This window comes from Bradyrhizobium sp. BR14999 (assembly GCF_056106085.1).
In genome coordinates this window covers 870,028-886,245 of the sequence record NZ_CM148536.1, presented here as the reverse complement: position 1 = coordinate 886,245, position 16,218 = coordinate 870,028, and the positions used below count along the sequence as shown (strand labels likewise).

General features: G+C 64.7%; 14 protein-coding genes. 2 read left to right on the top strand and 12 right to left on the bottom strand.

Annotated elements, in window-relative coordinates; genetic code table 11:
* From ACR9YP_RS04140 to rpsT, 12 genes are all read right to left on the bottom strand, one after another.
* Complete coding sequence (locus ACR9YP_RS04140) at positions 1-651, bottom strand: 2-hydroxychromene-2-carboxylate isomerase (RefSeq protein ID WP_438103875.1); 651 nt, start codon at positions 649-651, stop codon at positions 1-3.
* A complete protein-coding gene (locus ACR9YP_RS04135) occupies positions 648-1,136 on the bottom strand; it encodes a DUF2867 domain-containing protein (RefSeq protein WP_474219062.1) in 489 nt (162 codons plus the stop codon). Before ACR9YP_RS04135 ends, ACR9YP_RS04140 begins: the two co-directional genes overlap by 4 nt.
* Positions 1,133-2,527 carry an MATE family efflux transporter gene (locus ACR9YP_RS04130; protein ID WP_438103878.1) on the bottom strand — a complete coding sequence of 465 codons (1,395 nt, stop codon included), beginning with the start codon at positions 2,525-2,527 and terminating at the stop codon, positions 1,133-1,135. The genes ACR9YP_RS04135 and ACR9YP_RS04130 overlap by 4 nt, the downstream gene beginning before the upstream one ends.
* Before the next feature lie 292 nt (positions 2,528-2,819).
* Positions 2,820-4,115, bottom strand: a complete 1,296-nt coding sequence (gene murA / locus ACR9YP_RS04125) for a UDP-N-acetylglucosamine 1-carboxyvinyltransferase (RefSeq protein WP_370989843.1) — start codon at positions 4,113-4,115, stop codon at positions 2,820-2,822.
* Positions 4,116-4,239: 124 nt separating this feature from the next.
* A complete protein-coding gene (locus ACR9YP_RS04120; RefSeq protein ID WP_370989844.1) occupies positions 4,240-4,707 on the bottom strand; it encodes a hypothetical protein in 468 nt (155 codons plus the stop codon).
* A 286-nt stretch (positions 4,708-4,993) separates the two neighbouring features.
* Entirely contained in the window at positions 4,994-7,429 is a 2,436-nt protein-coding gene (gene gyrB, locus ACR9YP_RS04115; RefSeq protein ID WP_474219060.1) for a DNA topoisomerase (ATP-hydrolyzing) subunit B, read from the bottom strand.
* A 255-nt stretch (positions 7,430-7,684) separates the two neighbouring features.
* Positions 7,685-8,425 (bottom strand): hypothetical protein, encoded by a 741-nt coding sequence (locus ACR9YP_RS04110; RefSeq protein ID WP_474219059.1) that lies wholly within the window; start codon positions 8,423-8,425, stop codon positions 7,685-7,687.
* Positions 8,426-8,534: 109 nt separating this feature from the next.
* Complete coding sequence (gene recF, locus ACR9YP_RS04105; protein WP_370989847.1) at positions 8,535-9,671, bottom strand: DNA replication/repair protein RecF; 1,137 nt, start codon at positions 9,669-9,671, stop codon at positions 8,535-8,537.
* 90 nt (positions 9,672-9,761) lie between these two features.
* Complete coding sequence (locus tag ACR9YP_RS04100; RefSeq protein ID WP_438103884.1) at positions 9,762-10,127, bottom strand: endonuclease domain-containing protein; 366 nt, start codon at positions 10,125-10,127, stop codon at positions 9,762-9,764.
* A 127-nt stretch (positions 10,128-10,254) separates the two neighbouring features.
* On the bottom strand, positions 10,255-11,373 hold the full coding sequence (dnaN, locus tag ACR9YP_RS04095) for a DNA polymerase III subunit beta (RefSeq protein WP_091898217.1): 1,119 nt from the start codon (positions 11,371-11,373) through the stop codon (positions 10,255-10,257).
* A gap of 258 nt (positions 11,374-11,631) precedes the next feature.
* On the bottom strand, positions 11,632-13,041 hold the full coding sequence (dnaA, locus tag ACR9YP_RS04090) for a chromosomal replication initiator protein DnaA (RefSeq protein WP_027572414.1): 1,410 nt from the start codon (positions 13,039-13,041) through the stop codon (positions 11,632-11,634).
* Positions 13,042-14,284: 1,243 nt separating this feature from the next.
* Complete coding sequence (gene rpsT, locus ACR9YP_RS04085) at positions 14,285-14,551, bottom strand: 30S ribosomal protein S20 (RefSeq protein WP_028178125.1); 267 nt, start codon at positions 14,549-14,551, stop codon at positions 14,285-14,287.
* A gap of 360 nt (positions 14,552-14,911) precedes the next feature.
* On the opposite strand from rpsT, the gene ACR9YP_RS04080 reads away from it, so the two are divergent.
* Both ACR9YP_RS04080 and msrA read left to right on the top strand, forming a co-directional pair.
* Positions 14,912-15,229 (top strand): hypothetical protein, encoded by a 318-nt coding sequence (locus tag ACR9YP_RS04080; RefSeq protein WP_091898220.1) that lies wholly within the window; start codon positions 14,912-14,914, stop codon positions 15,227-15,229.
* A 158-nt stretch (positions 15,230-15,387) separates the two neighbouring features.
* Positions 15,388-16,044, top strand: a complete 657-nt coding sequence (gene msrA, locus ACR9YP_RS04075; protein ID WP_438103887.1) for a peptide-methionine (S)-S-oxide reductase MsrA — start codon at positions 15,388-15,390, stop codon at positions 16,042-16,044.
* Positions 16,045-16,218: the final 174 nt, after the last annotated feature.

Here is a 16,218-nt window from a genome sequence, read left to right as displayed (position 1 = left end):
CTAGCGCCGCTTCAGCCCCTTGCTCTGCATGCGCCAGACCAAGAGGTCGATGCGGTCCTGGCCGAAGAACGGCTCGTTCTCGAACACGAAGGTCGGCACGCCCCAATGGCCCGACGCGGCGTGGTCCTTCTCGTTCTCCGCGATCACCTGCTCGTAGCGATCCGGGTCAGCGGTGATTGCGGCATCCATGGCGGCAAGATCGAAGCCGGCCTTCTCGGCCGCGCGCGCGAGATGAGCGCCCTCGTTCCATCCCGCCACCGAACCGTCCCATAGCACGCGCGCGATCGCATGTGTGAATTCGAGCGAGCGGCCCTCGAGCTGCGCCATCGCGCCCAGCCGGGTCAGGCGGTGGATGTAAGGCTGCTCCGCCGCAACGTCGAGCGTCGTCTTGTCCTGCACGATCGGATCGGGCCTTGGAAAGCGGAACGGAATGCCCTCGTGCTGCGCCACACGCGTGCTGTCGAGCACCACATAGCGAATGAAGTTCGGGCTGGCCTTCTTGAAGAATCCAGGCACGCGGACCGCGAGCGGGTAGACCGGCCGCAGGTTGACCGCGAGGTCATACTCGGCGACGAGATTCAGTGTCTTGGGCAGGGCCAGATAGCTGAAGGGACTGCGGTAGGAGTAGAAGAGATCGACGGACAGCGTCATCCGGCCGGCTCCACGATGTCTCCCATCATGCTGCGGGCCACGAGCTTGTGGAACGGTACGATCAGCGTGAGGTAGGTACGCCCGAGCAGATTGTTGGTCCGCACCAACGTGGTCAATGTCACCTGCTGGTCCGCCCCGTCGCCGGCGACGTCAACCACGACGCGGAAATCGAGATGGTAGTCGTCAAACCCGGCGATGAGCTGCTCCGGCGTTTCGCTCAGCACTGGAAACAGGCCGATCATCCCGTACGGAGCCGGAGCACCTTCGCCCGACGTCTTCAGTCCGAAGGGTTTCACCAGGATGTTGCGCAAGCGCGTCAGCGCATCGATCCAGCGCGGCCCGTGCAGCACCATTCGGGTGCAGGCCTCGCGGGCGCTCAATTGCGTCGCGCCGACCTCTACACGAAAGGCATCGATGAACTGCGCGCCTGATAGTACAGCGCCGGCATCGACATCGGGTGTGACTTCGCGAACCGAGCCTGTCATCCCGCCAGTTTGCGCGTCAGCATGCCAAAGCGCAAGATCAACAGGCCGGCATAAACGAACGATCCGATCGACAGCCCGATCCAGACGCCGACCGCGCCGAGGCTGGCGTGGAAGGCGAGGACCCAGGCGATCGGGAAGCCGACGCACCAATAGCCTGTTGCTGCGAACACAAGCGTCATCTGGGTGTCATTGATGCCGCGCAGGGCGCCGCCCATGATGGTCTGGAGCGCATCGGCGATGAAGAAAGTCGCGCCGACCAGCAAAAGTGTCGCGGTCAGCGCGACGGTCGGCGCGCTGGCCTCGCTGCTGCCGAAGAACAGCCGTCCCAGCTCATAGCGGCCGAGGATGATCGCGACAGTCAGGGCCGCGACGAACGCAATGCCGAGCACGGCGGCAACGAGCCCCGCGCGCCGGACGCCGGCCGGCTCGTTGCGGCCGAAGGCGTGGCCGACGCGCACGGTGGCAGCCATGCCGATGCCGAGCGGCACCATGAACAGCACGGCGGTGACCTGGAGCGCGATCTGATGCGCGGCGAGCGCGGTGGTCGAGATCAGCCCCATCAGCAGCGCCGCCGAGGAGAACAGGCCGTATTCCATCAGCAGCGAGAACGAGATCGGCGCGCCGATCGCGATGAGCTGGCGCATCAGGGGCCAGTCGATCCGCCAGAAATGGACGAGCGGGTGATAGTCCGCGAACGGTTTTCGCCACGCGGCAATAGTGAGCGCGGCGAGGAAGGTGCCGAGATTGACCAGCGTGGTCGCAAGCCCCGCGCCGAGCAGGCCGAGCTTCGGCAGGCCGAACAGGCCATGGATCAGGACATAGACCAGCGCGGCATTGGCGGGGATCGCGGCGAGCGTGATCCAGAGCGGAGCCTGCGGCCGGTTCACCGCGCTCATCATGCTGCGCAGCGCGATGAAACCGAGCGCCGGCGCAATGCCCCAGGCCAGCCCGTTGAGATAGCGCTGGGCCAGCGCGGCAGAATCCGGCGCCTGCCCGAGCACGAGCAGGATCTGCTCGCCATAGAGCGGCGAGGCCATCATCGGCAGCGAGATCAGCAGTGCGACCCACAATCCGACGCGCAAGGAACGGCGGATCAGCCTGACATCGCCGGCGCCAAAGGCCTGCGCGGCGAGCGGCGACACCGCTGACATCAATCCGAGTCCGAAGGTGAAGCTGACGAAATAGACCGTATGCGCCAGCGCCGCCGCGGCCACCGCGTCCTCGCCGAGCCGGCCGATCATCGCGAGATCGGTCGTGATCATCGCGATCTGCCCGAGCTGCGTCAGCATCATCGGCACGGCCAGCCGCAACGTCTCGGCGAATTCATCGGCGAGATGGTTTGACGGCGCGCCGGCTTGCGGCTGCGCATGATGTTGCACGGTGTCGAGCATGGCCGGTCCCTAGCACAGCCACACGTCGAAAACATGGCCCGTGCTTTTTTCCTCTCCCCTTGCTGGCGAGGGTGGCTCGCCGCGATAGCGGCGAGACGGGTGATGGGTTTCTATCCGCTAGCTCGGAATCGTAGGGTGGGCAAAGGCGCGCTTGCGCCGTGCCCACCATCGATCCAACATCGCAACAGAAGCGGTGGGCACGCTTCACTTTGCCCACCCTACGATACTGCGTTCGGGGCACGAGATGGTGCGAGGTTTTTTTGCCCTCTCCGGCAAGGGGAGAAGGGAAGAGCTAGCCCTTCCGTTCCGGCACGCGCTTGATCTTCGCACCCAGTGCGTTCAGCCGTTCCTCGATGCGCTCGTAGCCGCGCTCGATCTGGTCGGCGTTGTTGATGGTCGAGGTGCCCTCGGCGCAGACCGCGGCGAGCAGCATCGCCATGCCGGCGCGGATGTCGGGCGAGGTCATCGGCGCGCCGCGCAGGCGGCTGGGGCCGGCGATGATGGCGCGATGCGGGTCGCACAGCACGATGCGCGCGCCCATCGCGATCAGCTTGTCGACGAAGAACATCCGCGATTCGAACATCTTCTCGAACATCAGGATCACGCCCTCGCATTGCGTGGCGGTGACGATCGCGATCGACATCAAATCGGCCGGGAAGGCCGGCCAGGGTTGGTCCTCCAGCTTCGGCACGTGGCCGCCGAAATCGTCCTGGATCTTCAGCGTCTGGTTCGAGGGCACGATGAGGTCGTCGCCCTCGACGCGGCAGACGATGCCGAGCCGCTCGAATCCCATGCGGATCGAGCGCAGGTGCTCGACACCGGCACGCACGATGCGCAAGGGCGAACGCGTCACGGCGGCAAGGCCGATCAGCGAGCCGACCTCGATATGATCGGGCTGGATGGAGTAGGTCGCTTCCCCCAGTGTCGCCGGACCATCCACGATCATGGTGTTGGTGCCGATGCCCTCGATCTTCGCGCCGAGCGCGACCAGGAAATTGGCGAGGTCCTGCACATGCGGCTCGGACGCGGCATTGCGCAGATAAGTGACGCCATCGGCGGCGACAGCTGCGACCAGCGCGTTCTCGGTCGCGGTGACGCTCGGCTCGTCCAGGAACACGTCCGCACCGGCGAGCTTCGGCGCACGGAATTCGAGCCGGTCGGTCGCGGTGACCTTTGCGCCCAGCTGCTCCAGCGCCAGCACATGGGTGTCGAGACGTCGGCGGCCGATGACGTCGCCGCCGGGCGGCGGCAGCATCACTTCGCCGCAGCGGGCGAGCAGGGGACCCGCCAACAGAATCGAGGCGCGGATGCGCACGCACAGCTCGGGGTCGAGATCGGCGGCGCGGATGCTCTTGGCATGGATGCGCAGCGTATTGCGCGCGGTCCACTCCGCCGCGGCGCCGACCGAGCGGATCAGCTCGACCAGCGTCTCGGTGTCGCGGATCCGCGGCACGTTCTGAAGCGTCACCGGATGCTCGGTCAGCAGTGCCGCCGCGATGATCGGCAGCGCCGAGTTCTTGTTGCCGGACGGCTCGATCGAGCCCGAGAGCCGGTGACCGCCCTCGACGATGTATTGGATGGGCGCCACGGGGTTCTCGCTGTCCTGTTGGTGGGGCTGTTTCGGAGGCGGAAACTACAGAGAATTGAGCGCGGGAGCAATTGTGGTGGCCGTGGCTCGAGCCCGTCCCTCGGGAGCTTGTGACAGGCGGCCCTTAGAACAACCCAATGATATTCCCGACCACGTAAAGGATGGCAATCAGGATCAGCGCGCCGATCATGACGTAGGAAATTTCGATCGCGATGGCGCCGGTGCCGAGCGTGGCGGCCACGGCGGCGAGGAGCCGCTCTTCCCGGAAGATGAGCGCGAGCACCGAGAGCAGGATAGCGAGCAGGCCGAGCGAGATCGCGGTGACCGATGCGGTTTCACTCCAGCTTCGCGCCGCGGATTTTTCGATCCTGGGAGCCTGATACTCTACGCCCTTCACCCGCGCCATCACGCGGTCCTTGATGCGATGTCCCGTGTCGACGATGACCTGCTCCGCTGGCGGCGGCGGAAACACGATCGGCACGACCCAACGCGGCAGCACGGCGGCCATCAGCGCCAGCACGCCGACGATGCTGCCGATGATGCCGAGCCGGCGGGATGGCGCGGTGGAACTGGTCATTGCGGAGCTGGTCATGGCGTGAGCGCTTCCCGGCCGGAATGGCCCGCGGGTTCATGCCACTTCGTCGCGATGGCGGGAGGTGAGGTTCAGGGGGGCCTCACCTCTCCCCGACGGGGAGAGGTCGGATTGCGCCTGGCGATGCGAAGCATCGTCCAGTGCAATCCGGGTGAGGGCCCGCGACACCCAGTGAAATCAGATCCCCTCACCCGGATCGCATCTAGCGATGCGCTCCGACCTCTCCCTACGGGAGAGGTGATCTTTGCTCGCGGTCAGCACCGGTCAAGCAAAAACGCGTCGCGCGCTAGATATCGATCGTCGCACTCAGCGAATGTTCCTGGATGAAGTCGCGGCGCGGCTCGACCACGTCGCCCATCAGCTTGGTGAAGATGTCGTCGGCCTCGTCGACCTCCTTGACCTTCACCTGCAAGAGCGAGCGCGCCTCGGTGTCGAGCGTGGTCTCCCAGAGTTGCTCCGGGTTCATCTCGCCGAGACCTTTGTAGCGCTGCAGCGCGATGCCCTTGCGCCCGGAATCGGTGACCGCCTCGAACAGATCGACCGGACCGTGCACCACGTGCTCGCTGTCCTTGCGCCGCAGCTTGCCGGAGCGGGCGTAGACGTCCTGGAGCTTCGTCGTGTACTCGTCGAGCTTGCGGGCCTCGGCCGAGCCGAGCAGCGCGTCGTCGATGACAGCCGCTTCCTTGACGCCGCGCACGGTGCGCTCGAACAGGAACCCCTGGCCCTCGACGAATTGCCCGACCCAGCCGCGCTCGACCTCCTCGGCCTGGTTGTCCAGCCGGCTCGCGATATATTGCGCGGCGGCCGCCGCGTTCTCGGGATTGCCGTAGATCGACTTGTTCAGCACGCCGGTGATGGCGGCCTGCTCGACCACTTTGCGGTTATAGCGGCTGTGCAAATTGCGCAGGATGCTGCGGACCACGCGGGCGTCGTCGACCAGCGAGCGCAGATCGCGCCCGGTGCGGTCGCCGCCGGTGCCGGGAACGAACACGCAATCGTCGAGCCCGGCGTCGATCAGGTAATCCTCCAGCGCGCGCTCGTCCTTCAGGTATTGCTCGGACTTGCCTCTGGAGACCTTATAGAGCGGCGGCTGGGCGATGTAGAGATAGCCGCCGTCGATGATGTCGTGCATCTGCCGGTAAAAGAAGGTCAGCAGCAGCGTGCGGATGTGAGCGCCGTCGACGTCGGCGTCCGTCATCACGATGATCTTGTGGTAGCGCAGCTTCTCGATGGAGAATTCGTCGCCGATACCGGTGCCGAGGGCGGTGATCAGCGTGCCGATCTGCTCGCTCTTCAGCATCGTGTCGGAACGAACGCGTTCCACGTTGAGGATCTTGCCGCGCAGCGGCAGCACCGCCTGGAATTCGCGGTTGCGGCCCTGCTTGGCACTGCCGCCTGCCGAGTCGCCCTCGACGATGAAGAGCTCGGATTTGGCCGGATCCTTTTCCTGACAGTCGGCGAGCTTGCCCGGCAGCGACGAGACCGAGAGCGGGCTCTTGCGCGTCAGCTCGCGCGCCTTTCGTGCGGCTTCGCGGGCGGCGGCGGCCTGGATCACCTTGCCGACGATCATCTTGGCTTCGCTCGGGTGCTCCTCGAACCAGGCCTGGAGCGCCTCGTTGAGGACGTTCTCGACCACGGGACGCACCTCCGAGGACACCAGCTTGTCCTTGGTTTGCGACGAAAACTTCGGGTCCGGCACCTTCACCGACAGCACGGCGGTGAGGCCTTCGCGGCAGTCGTCGCCGGTCAGCGCGATCTTTTCCTTTTTCGCATTGGCCTCGGCATAACCGTTGACCTGGCGCGTCAGCGCGCCGCGGAAGCCGGCCAGATGGGTACCGCCGTCACGCTGTGGGATGTTGTTGGTGAAGCAGAGCACGTTCTCGTGGTAGCTGTCGTTCCACCACAAAGCAGCCTCGACGCCGATGCCGTTGGCTTCCGCGCGCACCATGATTGGCTTGGGCACCAGGGACTTCTTGTTGCGGTCGAGATATTTGACGAACTCCTCGACGCCGCCGGAATAGTGCATCTCCTCGCGCTTCTCGACCGCGTGGCGCGTGTCGGAGAGCGCGATGTTGACGCCGGAATTGAGGAAGGCGAGCTCGCGCAGACGGTGCTCGAGCGTGGCGAAATCATATTCGACGTTCTTGAACGTCTCGGTCGAGGCCAGGAACGTCACCTCGGTGCCGCGCTTGCCCGGCGCATCGCCAACGACCTTGAGCGGCGCCACGGCATCGCCATGGGCGAACTCGATGTAGTGCTCCTTGTTGTCGCGCCAGATCCGCAAGCCGAGCTTGCTGGACAGCGCGTTGACGACGGAGACGCCGACGCCGTGCAGGCCACCGGAGACCTTGTAGGAATTCTGGTCGAATTTTCCGCCGGCATGCAGCTGGGTCATGATGACCTCGGCCGCGGAGATGCCTTCGCCCTTGTGGATGTCGACGGGAATGCCGCGGCCGTCGTCGCGCACCGTGACGGAATTGTCAGCGTTGAGGATGACGTCGACGCGCGTGGCGTGACCCGCCAGCGCCTCGTCGATGGCGTTGTCGACGACCTCGTAGACCATGTGGTGCAGGCCCGAGCCGTCGTCGGTGTCGCCGATATACATGCCCGGGCGCTTGCGGACGGCATCGAGACCCTTGAGCACGCGGATCGATTCCGCGCCGTAGTCGCTCGCGTTGGAGGGCTCGTTTTCGGCACGCGGCTGCCGAGCAGGTTCTGTCATGAGAGGCCTTTGAGATGTCGCCCGAATCAGCGGCGCAAAAGGCGCTGATTTGCAGGCTATTTGTGCCATGAAAGAGGGTTTGCGCCTAGCGCAAAGTATCTCCTCGCAACCCTTTGGGAAGATAGGGTTTTTGGACCGATTTTCAAGGCTTTCGAAAGCCGATTCAGCGCGCTGCAAAAAGCCCGATTCGAAGGCCCGTTTGGGGCCTCGAAAACCCTTGAATTTGTGGGAACGGAAAGGTCAGTTTCGGAGCCCTCAATACAGCTGGAGCGGCGGCCACGCCTCACCGTCGCGCCCGACCGTGAGCTCCCAGGTATCGCCGGCGGCGACGGTGAGACTGTTCGTGATGGCCGGGCGGTCCGGCACGCCCAGCCTGTAGGAGTATTTGCCGGGCCCAAGATCCAGCGCGACGGCGTTCGCGCCGGCGGGGCGCGGGATGGTCCGCTCGTTGATCGTGAGCACGGCTTCCTGCTCGCCGATGTTGCTGAACACCAGCTTCGCCTGGCCGGGTGCGGGCAGGACGTTCGCCCGGGTCGCTGCATCCGAATTCTTCTGCACGAGGTGGACCGAGGTGCTGCCGGCCTTGCGGTCGAGCTCCAGCGCTGCCGGCCCGATTGGGGAGACGAAGTCGAGGCGCACGTGATCGGCGGTGATCACCGCGCCATCCTGCTCCTGCCAGCCGAGCTTTCCGAGCTCCGTGCGATAGAAGGCGAGGACGTCGTTGAGCCCTGCGGGCACGGTGGCTTCGAGCCGGGTCCGGAGCGGGGCTTCGATGCCCGGCATCACGGTGGTGTGGATCCCGCGATAGCTGTAGCGGGTCGGCGCAGGCAGCTTGGCATCCGGATCCAGCGTGAGCGCGGCAGAAAAGAGCGGCGGCAGATTCGACACAAAGGCGCCGGCGCTTGCCGCGAGCAGGCAGCTTGCGAAGAGAGCAAGGCCGCACGCAAAAACTTGCCATCGTGCCGGAGCTCGCACCCCAGGCCTCACCGTCGTCATGCTCACGCTCCAAGGATATCGCGCGTGTTGGAAATCTTGCGCGATGGCCGCTTCCAGCGGCCTCTGGCAGCTAGTCGCTGACGGAACCGGGCGGGTTCAATGCAGCGGCCTACCTACGGGCGGAGACGCGTCCGCTCTCGACGTCAAAGACCTCGCCTCCCGCGCCGATCTCGGCGAAGGCGGCAGGGTCCGCACCGGTCAACCACACTTGTGCGCCGAGCTTCTTCAGCTCCTCGAACAGCGCCGCGCGGCGGTTCGGATCGAGATGGGCGACGACCTCGTCGAGCAGCAGCAGCGGTACGATGCCGGTCATTTCCGCCACCAGCGTCGCATGCGCCAGCACGAGGCCGATCAAGAGCGCCTTCTGCTCGCCGGTGGAGGCATCGCGCGCCGGCATGCTCTTGGGCGCGTAGATGACCTGGAGATCGGTGAGGTGCGGGCCGTCGGTGGTGCGGCCGGCGATGGCGTCGCGCGGACGGTTGTCGCGCAGGATCTGGCGGTAGCGGTCCTCGACCGACGTCGCGGTCTCCTGAAGCAGCGCGTTCTCCATCCAGCCGTCGAGCGCGATTTGTGCCGACGGAAAGGCCGAGGCTTGCGCGCGCGCATTGAGCATGCCGGTCAGCCGTGCCGCGGTCTGGCCGCGCGTTGCGGCCACCGCGACCGCAAGCTCGGCGGTCTCGCGCTCGATCGCGTCACACCAATGATCGTCGTAATTGCGTGCCTCGAGCAGGCGGTTGCGCGAGCGCAACGAGCGTTCCAGTGCGTTGATCCGGCTGGAATGGTCGCTGTCTATGGCGAGCACCAGGCGGTCGAAGAAGCGCCGCCGCTCCGAGGCCGCGCCCATGAACAGCCCGTCCATCGCCGGCGTCAGCCACACCATGCGGATGTGGTCGCCGAAGCTGGCGGCGGAATTGACCGGCTCGCGGTCGATACGGCAGCGCCGGCTGATGGCGGCGTCAGTGCGCGGCGCATCGATGCCGGTGCCGAGCGTCGCCAGCCCCAGCGCGCCCTCGACCTGCGCCGACACCGCCCAGGAGCCGTCGCCCTGGTTGTCGGCGACGTCTTCCAGCGTCGCGCGCCGCAAGCCCCGCCCCGGCGACAGGAACGAGATCGCCTCGATGCAATTGGTCTTGCCCGCCCCATTCGGCCCGACCAGCGCCACCATGTCAGCCGCCGTCTCGAGCCCCGCCGCCCGATAATTGCGAAACTGCGTCAGCGTCAGACGATGAATGCGGGAGGGGGTCATATCAGCTCGTCATTGCCGGGCTTTGCTTTCCCTCCCCCCTTGTGGGGGAGGGTGGCGCCTCACGCAGTGAGGCGACGGGTGAGGGGTATCTTACCGCCCGGCAAGCTTTGCAAGAATATCCTCTAATACGGACACGGATTGCTGCAAAACGTCGTTGTTCCAATAGCGCGCGACCGCGAAACCTTCTGCGAAAAGTGCGGCTTCGCGAACTGCATCACGCTGCGATCCCGCATGCTGACTTCCGTCAATCTCGATCACGAGGCGCTTGTCGAAACAGACGAAATCGAGAACGTAGTTCTTGAATGGAACTTGCCGGCGAAACTTGTAGCTGGAGAGCCGACGATCCCTGAGCAAGCGCCACATGGCCGCTTCTGCGTCCGTCGGTTCGTGCCGCATATTCTTCGCAAATTGGCGGAGACGTTTGGGGACTGGCCGATGGGACGGATCCTGCGGCACTAACCCCTCACCCGACCGACTGTGTCTCCTCCAGCGGAGCTGCCCTCTCCCACAAGGGGAGAGGGCACAGCAATGCGCATCGCGTTCGGCTCTAAAGGCAATCTGCGTTGGCGAGGGAGCACCTCGCTCACACCCGCATCGGCATCAGCACGTACAGTGCGCTCTTGTCGTCGCGGTCTTGCACCAGGGTGGGGGAGCCGGGGTCGGCGAGCCTGAGTGTTGCGACGTCGCCTTCGATCTGGGCGGCGATGTCGAGCAGGTAGCGGGAGTTGAAGCCGATATCGAGAGCGTCGGAGGCGTATTCGACCTCCAGCTCTTCGGTCGCGCTGCCGGAATCCGGATTGGTCACCGACAGCACCAGCTTGCCCGCCGACAGCGACAGTTTCACCGCCCGCCCGCGCTCGCTCGAAATCGTCGAAACACGGTCGACCGCGTTCTCAAAATCCTTCTTGTCGACGACGAGCTCCTTGTCATTGCCCTGCGGGATGACGCGGCCGTAGTCGGGGAAGGTGCCGTCGATCAGCTTCGAGGTCAGCACCACATTGCCGATGGTGAAGCGGATCTTGGCCTGCGACAGCTCGATCGTCATCTCGGCCTCGGTGTCCTCGATCAGGCGCTGCACCTCGCCGACAGTCTTGCGCGGCACGATGACGCCGGGCATGCCCTCGGCGCCCTTGGGCTGGACCAGGTCGAGCTGGGCGAGGCGGTGGCCATCGGTGGCGACGCCGCGCAGGGTCGCCGCCTTGGCGGTGCCGGCGGCGTGCAGATAGATGCCATTGAGGTAATAGCGCGTCTCCTCGGTCGAGATCGCGAACTGGGTGCGGTCGATCAACCGCTTGACGTCCTTGGCGGCGAGCGAGAACGAGTGCGACATGTCGCCGGCGGCCAGATCCGGGAAATCATTCTCCGGCAGGGTCTGCAGCGTGAAGCGCGAGCGGCCTGCGCGGATCGCCAGCACCGCGCGATCGCCGTCGGCCTCAAGCACGATCTGCGAGCCGTCCGGCAGCTTGCGGACGATGTCGTAGAACATGTGCGCCGGCACAGTGGTGGAGCCCGCGGTCGCGGTTTCCGCAGGTAGCGTCTCCGTGACCTCGAGGTCGAGGTCGGTCGCCTTCAGCGACAATTTCGCATTCTCGGCGCGGACCAGCACGTTGCCGAGGATCGGAATCGTGTTGCGGCGCTCGACCACGCGATGGACATGGCCCAGCGACTTCAGCAATTGCGCGCGTTCGACCGTAACCTTCATTGCATTACTCGCCCGATCCCCAAGGAAAACACAGCGTTGAGAAGGCCGGGCAGCGGGACGCGCGCCACGGCACCGAAGACCCCGAAAAGCCGGATCATTCCTGCCGATATGACCAAAGCTGTCAGGGTCGCGCAAGGTGGCGCGGATGGCCCCCGGATTCAAGGGATCGGAGGCAGTTCCCCACGATTTACCGCCCAAACGAAGGCCGCCGCCCAGGCATGGCCGGGGCGGCGGGAGAATGGCGGCAGCCCTAGGCGTTTATTCCTGAAGCTGGCGCTTCAGCGACTCCACTTCCTCGGACAGCGCCGTGTCCTTGGAGACCAGGGCCTCGATCTTGCGCACGGCGTGCAGCACGGTGGTGTGGTCGCGTCCGCCGAAGCGGCGGCCGATCTCGGGCAGCGAGCGCAGGGTCAGCGTCTTGGCGAGATACATCGCCACCTGGCGCGGGCGGACCACGTTGGCGGTCCGGCGTGAGGACAGCAGATCGGAGCGGCTGACGTTGTACTGCCGCGCCACCACGCGCTGGATGTCCTCGATCTTGATCCGCTTGGGCTCCTGCGGCCGGACAAGGTCGCGCACCTCGTGCTCGGCCATTTCCAGCGTCACCGGCCGGTTGTTGAGTTTCGAGTGCGCGAGCAGACGGTTGATCGCGCCTTCGAGGTCGCGGCCGTTATGGGTAATGGTGCGCGCCAGATAATGCAGCACCTCCTCGGGCACCTCGAACGTCGCATGGTGGGCGCGGGCCGCGGCAACGCGCGACTTGAGGATGCCGTGCCGCAGCTCCTCGCCGAGCGAGCCCATCTCGACCACGAGGCCGCCGGCGAGCCGCGAGCGGACGCGATCGTCCAGGCTCTCGAGATCGGACGGCGGACGGTCGGCCGCGATCACGACTTGGCGGCCGGCGTCGATCAGCGCGTTCAGCGTGTGACAGAACTCGGCCTGCGTCGACTTGCCCTGCAGGAATTGGAGATCGTCGATGACGAGCACGTCGATGCCGCGCAGCGCTTCCTTGAAAGCGAGCGCCGTCTGCGTCTTCAGCGCGGCGACGAAGCCGTACATGAATTTTTCCGCGGTGAGATACAGCACCTTGCGCTCGTTGCCGGAATTGCCGGCCCAGGTCACCGCCTGGAGCAGATGCGTCTTGCCGAGGCCGACGCCGGCATGGATGTAGAGCGGGTTGAACATCACTGGGTCGCCGCGGCGTCCTTCGGCGACTTGGCGCGCGGCCGCATGCGCCAGCGTGTTGGAGCGGCCGACGACGAAGCTCGCGAAGGTCAGGCGCGGATCGAGCGGCGAGCCGCCGAGCGCGTCGTGATTGGCCGAGACCGGCGCGGTCGCGGTCGAGCGCAGCTCCGGGGTCGGCGCGCGGCGCGCCTCGACCGGGGCGGGCGCTTCCTTCGGCTGCGCGACCGGGCGCACCGCCGAGCGGACCGTGAGATCGATACGATGCACTTCCGGCATCTCGGCCTGCCAGCACGACAGCACGCGCTCGGCATAATGGGCCTGAATCCAGCTCTTCAGGAAGCGCGTCGGCACCGAGAGTCGCACGCTCTCGTCCTGCACGCCTTCCAGATCCATGCGCGCAAACCAGCTCGTGTAAACGTCTTCGCCAACGCTCGAGCGCAGCCGACCCTTCACGCGTGACCAGCGATCCTGTTCCATTGTCATCGTCAGAAAACTTCTCTTGAGAGATAAGGTTGCGTTGTGAGCGCCATGCAGGGTTCCTGCCGAAATCCCTGGGATGGCGCGACCTCAAGCGAGTCCATCATCAGACACGGCTCGACCGTTCGGCGGAAACGCCGCGGGTCAGATCAGCGATGTCGGAGATGGAGGGGTCGCGAGGTCAGCGCGTACTCTGCGCGCCCTCACACGTCGGAGGCTGGTCGCTTGACGGATCGGAGACGGCATCGTCGAAAGAACGAAACTGTGTCAATACCGCGTTGAATCCGTAGGACATGATACCTCCCCGTCCCGCCGTGATTGCTCACGACAAGGTCCTGCGTGTGAAAAGACAGCCGCCCCTGAAAGCCCCAGTCGCGGATGCCCTGCCCGTCTGTACTCGCCGTTCGTTCGGCTTCGCCTCGCGTCTATCGGGGTAGCTTTACGACGTCTCTCATTTGCGCCTGGCGCGAGCGGGACAGTTGAGATCCCGCTTGGAGACATTCAGACAAAGAGCTACCATTCCCACATTGCTATGGGTTTCGAACCGACAATCGCTTGTTGAAGCGTCGCCTACGTGCACACCGCCGCCGATTTGCACGCTCGCCCCGTTTCCAAAACCGCGCTGGTCTCAAGATCGTGGGCGCCGCGAACGACTTAAGGAATACACTAAGCGGAAAGACTCGCAACGAAATTGATTCACACTTGAGGCGCCAAAAAACTTGATCTGCGTTAACGCCGCGCGCGAGTTGTTCACAGGCTCCGAAGCAAGTTTTTGGATTCGTGCACAGAATCGAAAATGCCGCGCCTCGTGTGACAATTCTCCGCCTACGCCAAAAAACTTTTAAAAATTCGTCACGCACCCGACGCGCGAGCGAATTTTCCAAATGCTTCTCGCTGCTATGTTGATAAGTGATTATTGAGTCATCGCTTTTCGAGACTCGTTTTGCAGGGTAACTCCACGCCGAGACGCGTTCCTGTGAATCTACGGTGTGCAGAAGTTTCGTCGCCCGCGGATTCAATTCGAGCCCGCAGCACAGGGGTTTTTGCAACGCGGTGAAAGTTTCCGCTGTTGCAAAATTTCGGCAGTAAAATTACGGAACGAAGAATAGCGCAGGCGATACAGATCTTCCAATCCGAGGATCGATCGTGCCGTGACGGCTTGCCTGAATATGACAGCCAACAAAAAAGCCCGGCGCGATGCCGGGCTGTTTGACGCGCCGATCGGATCGACCGATCGGATGCCGGAAGACTACTTCGCGAGCTTGGCAATCTGCGCGGTGAGGCGCGAGACTTTGCGGCTGGCGTTGTTCTTGTGAATGATGTTGCGCTGGGCGGCGCGCATCAAGGCCGGCTCGGCACTCGCCAGCGCCTTGACGGCAGCGGCGCGATCGCCGGTCTTGATGGCTTCCTCGACGGTGCGCACGGCGCCGCGCATCTGGGTGCGGCGCGACTTGTTGACGGCGGTGCGGCGGGCGATCTTGCGCGTCGCTTTCTTGGCGGAAGTGGTATTGGCCATGGTCTCAATGTCCTTTGCGGTACCGGTCGCGTCTTGGTCGGGTAGCGCCGGCTGCTTGACCGCGGAATCGACGCTCGGATTTAGGGTGTTCGGTTGCTGGGCTGTCCCGGGAACATGAGGCCTCAAAGGGCCTGCACCTGCTCAAAGAACAGCGGCGGCAGGATTGCGCCCACCGCCAGTTGGCGCCCTTATAGAGAGGGTCTTTCGCACCGTCAACGCTTTCGGGAGCTGGAAAACCGGCCTGAACGGGCTGGAGGCGGGCCGTAACGCCCTGAAGAGGTTGAATTTCTGCCGTCGCCCGGCTATTGGCTGGCAACATTCTGGAGGGTCGTCCGATCGCACGACCATGGCAGGTGAGGCATGATCCGCGGCTTTTTCCGACTGATTGGGCTGTTGCTGCTCGCCGGCGGGTTCATCTTCATGGTCTATGACGGCGCCCGCTGGGTGGCCGACCAGACCCTCAAATTCACCCGGTTCGGCCAGTTCTGGAACGACATCAATCAGGCCAGCCAGACCGCGTTCCGGACCTGGGTCGAGGCCAAGGCGCCCTGGCTCTGGACTTCGGTGATCCGCCTAGTGCTGGATCAGCCGGTTTTCGCCGTCCTCGGCATTCTCGGCATTTTGCTGATGATCCTGTTCCGCCCGCGCAAACCGCTGATCGGCTATTCCCGGGATTGAGCTTTCAATTCCCGGGATTGAGCGCGCGCGGGCCGCGTAACAGAGCTGCCTGTCGCTGCGTAGATGCCTATATTCCCACCTGATCGCGAGCACGCCGCCTGAGCGCTCGACCTCTTGAGCTCGCTCACGCGACGGACAGCTCGTTTCGGAGACCCATCATGCTGTTCATGCGCAAGACCACCGCATTGCCGAGCGCAACTGAGGCGCTGCCCGGCCGTGCGCAAGCCATCCCGACCGCGACCACCCATTTCGTCAACGGCGTGAAGCTGCAGCCGCCTTATCCCGCCGGTCTCGAGCAGGCGATGTTCGGGCTCGGCTGCTTCTGGGGCGCCGAGCGCAAGTTCTGGCAGCTCGGCGATGGCGTCTACGCGACCGCGGTCGGCTATGCCGGCGGTCACACGCCGAACCCGACTTATGAAGAGGTCTGTTCGGGCCGCACCGCCCATACCGAAGTGGTGCTGGTCGTGTTCGATCCGAGCAAGATCTCCTACGAGAGGCTCTTGAAGACGTTCTGGGAGAGCCACAACCCGACGCAGGGCATGCGCCAGGGCAACGACGTCGGCACGCAGTACCGCAGCGCCATCTACACCTTCAGCGACGCGCAGAAGAAGGCCGCCGAGGAGTCGAAGGCGCTCTACCAGAAGGCGCTCGCCGCAAAAGGGATCGGTGCCATCACCACCGAGATCGCGCCCGCCAGCGAATTCTACTTCGCCGAAGACTACCATCAGCAATATCTGGCCAAGAATCCCGCCGGCTATTGCGGCCTCGGCGGCACCGGCGTGTCCTGCCCGATCGGGGTTGGTGTGAGCGCGTAATTGTAAACTCGAAGTGTGCTGCGCTTACCCTCCCCTGGAGGGGGAGGGTCGGCTCACATTGAGCGCAGCGAAATGTGAGACGGGGTGGGGTGATCTCTCCACTCGGGCAGTGCTCATTGCGGAGAGACCGTCACCCCACCCCGCTACGCATTTCGCTTCGCTGCATGCGTAGCG

Excerpts from the sequence above, each read along its gene's own strand:
- ACR9YP_RS04140 (WP_438103875.1), bottom strand. The coding sequence starts at position 651 with ATGACGCTGTCCGTCGATCTCTTCTACTCCTACCGCAGTCCCTTCAGC.
- ACR9YP_RS04135 (WP_474219062.1), bottom strand. The coding sequence starts at position 1,136 with ATGACAGGCTCGGTTCGCGAAGTCACACCCGATGTCGATGCCGGCGCT.
- ACR9YP_RS04130 (WP_438103878.1), bottom strand. The coding sequence starts at position 2,527 with ATGCTCGACACCGTGCAACATCATGCGCAGCCGCAAGCCGGCGCGCCG.
- ACR9YP_RS04120 (WP_370989844.1), bottom strand. The coding sequence starts at position 4,707 with ATGACCAGCTCCGCAATGACCAGTTCCACCGCGCCATCCCGCCGGCTC.
- gyrB (WP_474219060.1), bottom strand. The coding sequence starts at position 7,429 with ATGACAGAACCTGCTCGGCAGCCGCGTGCCGAAAACGAGCCCTCCAAC.
- ACR9YP_RS04110 (WP_474219059.1), bottom strand. The coding sequence starts at position 8,425 with ATGACGACGGTGAGGCCTGGGGTGCGAGCTCCGGCACGATGGCAAGTT.
- recF (WP_370989847.1), bottom strand. The coding sequence starts at position 9,671 with ATGACCCCCTCCCGCATTCATCGTCTGACGCTGACGCAGTTTCGCAAT.
- dnaN (WP_091898217.1), bottom strand. The coding sequence starts at position 11,373 with ATGAAGGTTACGGTCGAACGCGCGCAATTGCTGAAGTCGCTGGGCCAT.
- dnaA (WP_027572414.1), bottom strand. The coding sequence starts at position 13,041 with ATGACAATGGAACAGGATCGCTGGTCACGCGTGAAGGGTCGGCTGCGC.
- rpsT (WP_028178125.1), bottom strand. The coding sequence starts at position 14,551 with ATGGCCAATACCACTTCCGCCAAGAAAGCGACGCGCAAGATCGCCCGC.
- ACR9YP_RS04080 (WP_091898220.1), top strand. The coding sequence starts at position 14,912 with ATGATCCGCGGCTTTTTCCGACTGATTGGGCTGTTGCTGCTCGCCGGC.
- msrA (WP_438103887.1), top strand. The coding sequence starts at position 15,388 with ATGCTGTTCATGCGCAAGACCACCGCATTGCCGAGCGCAACTGAGGCG.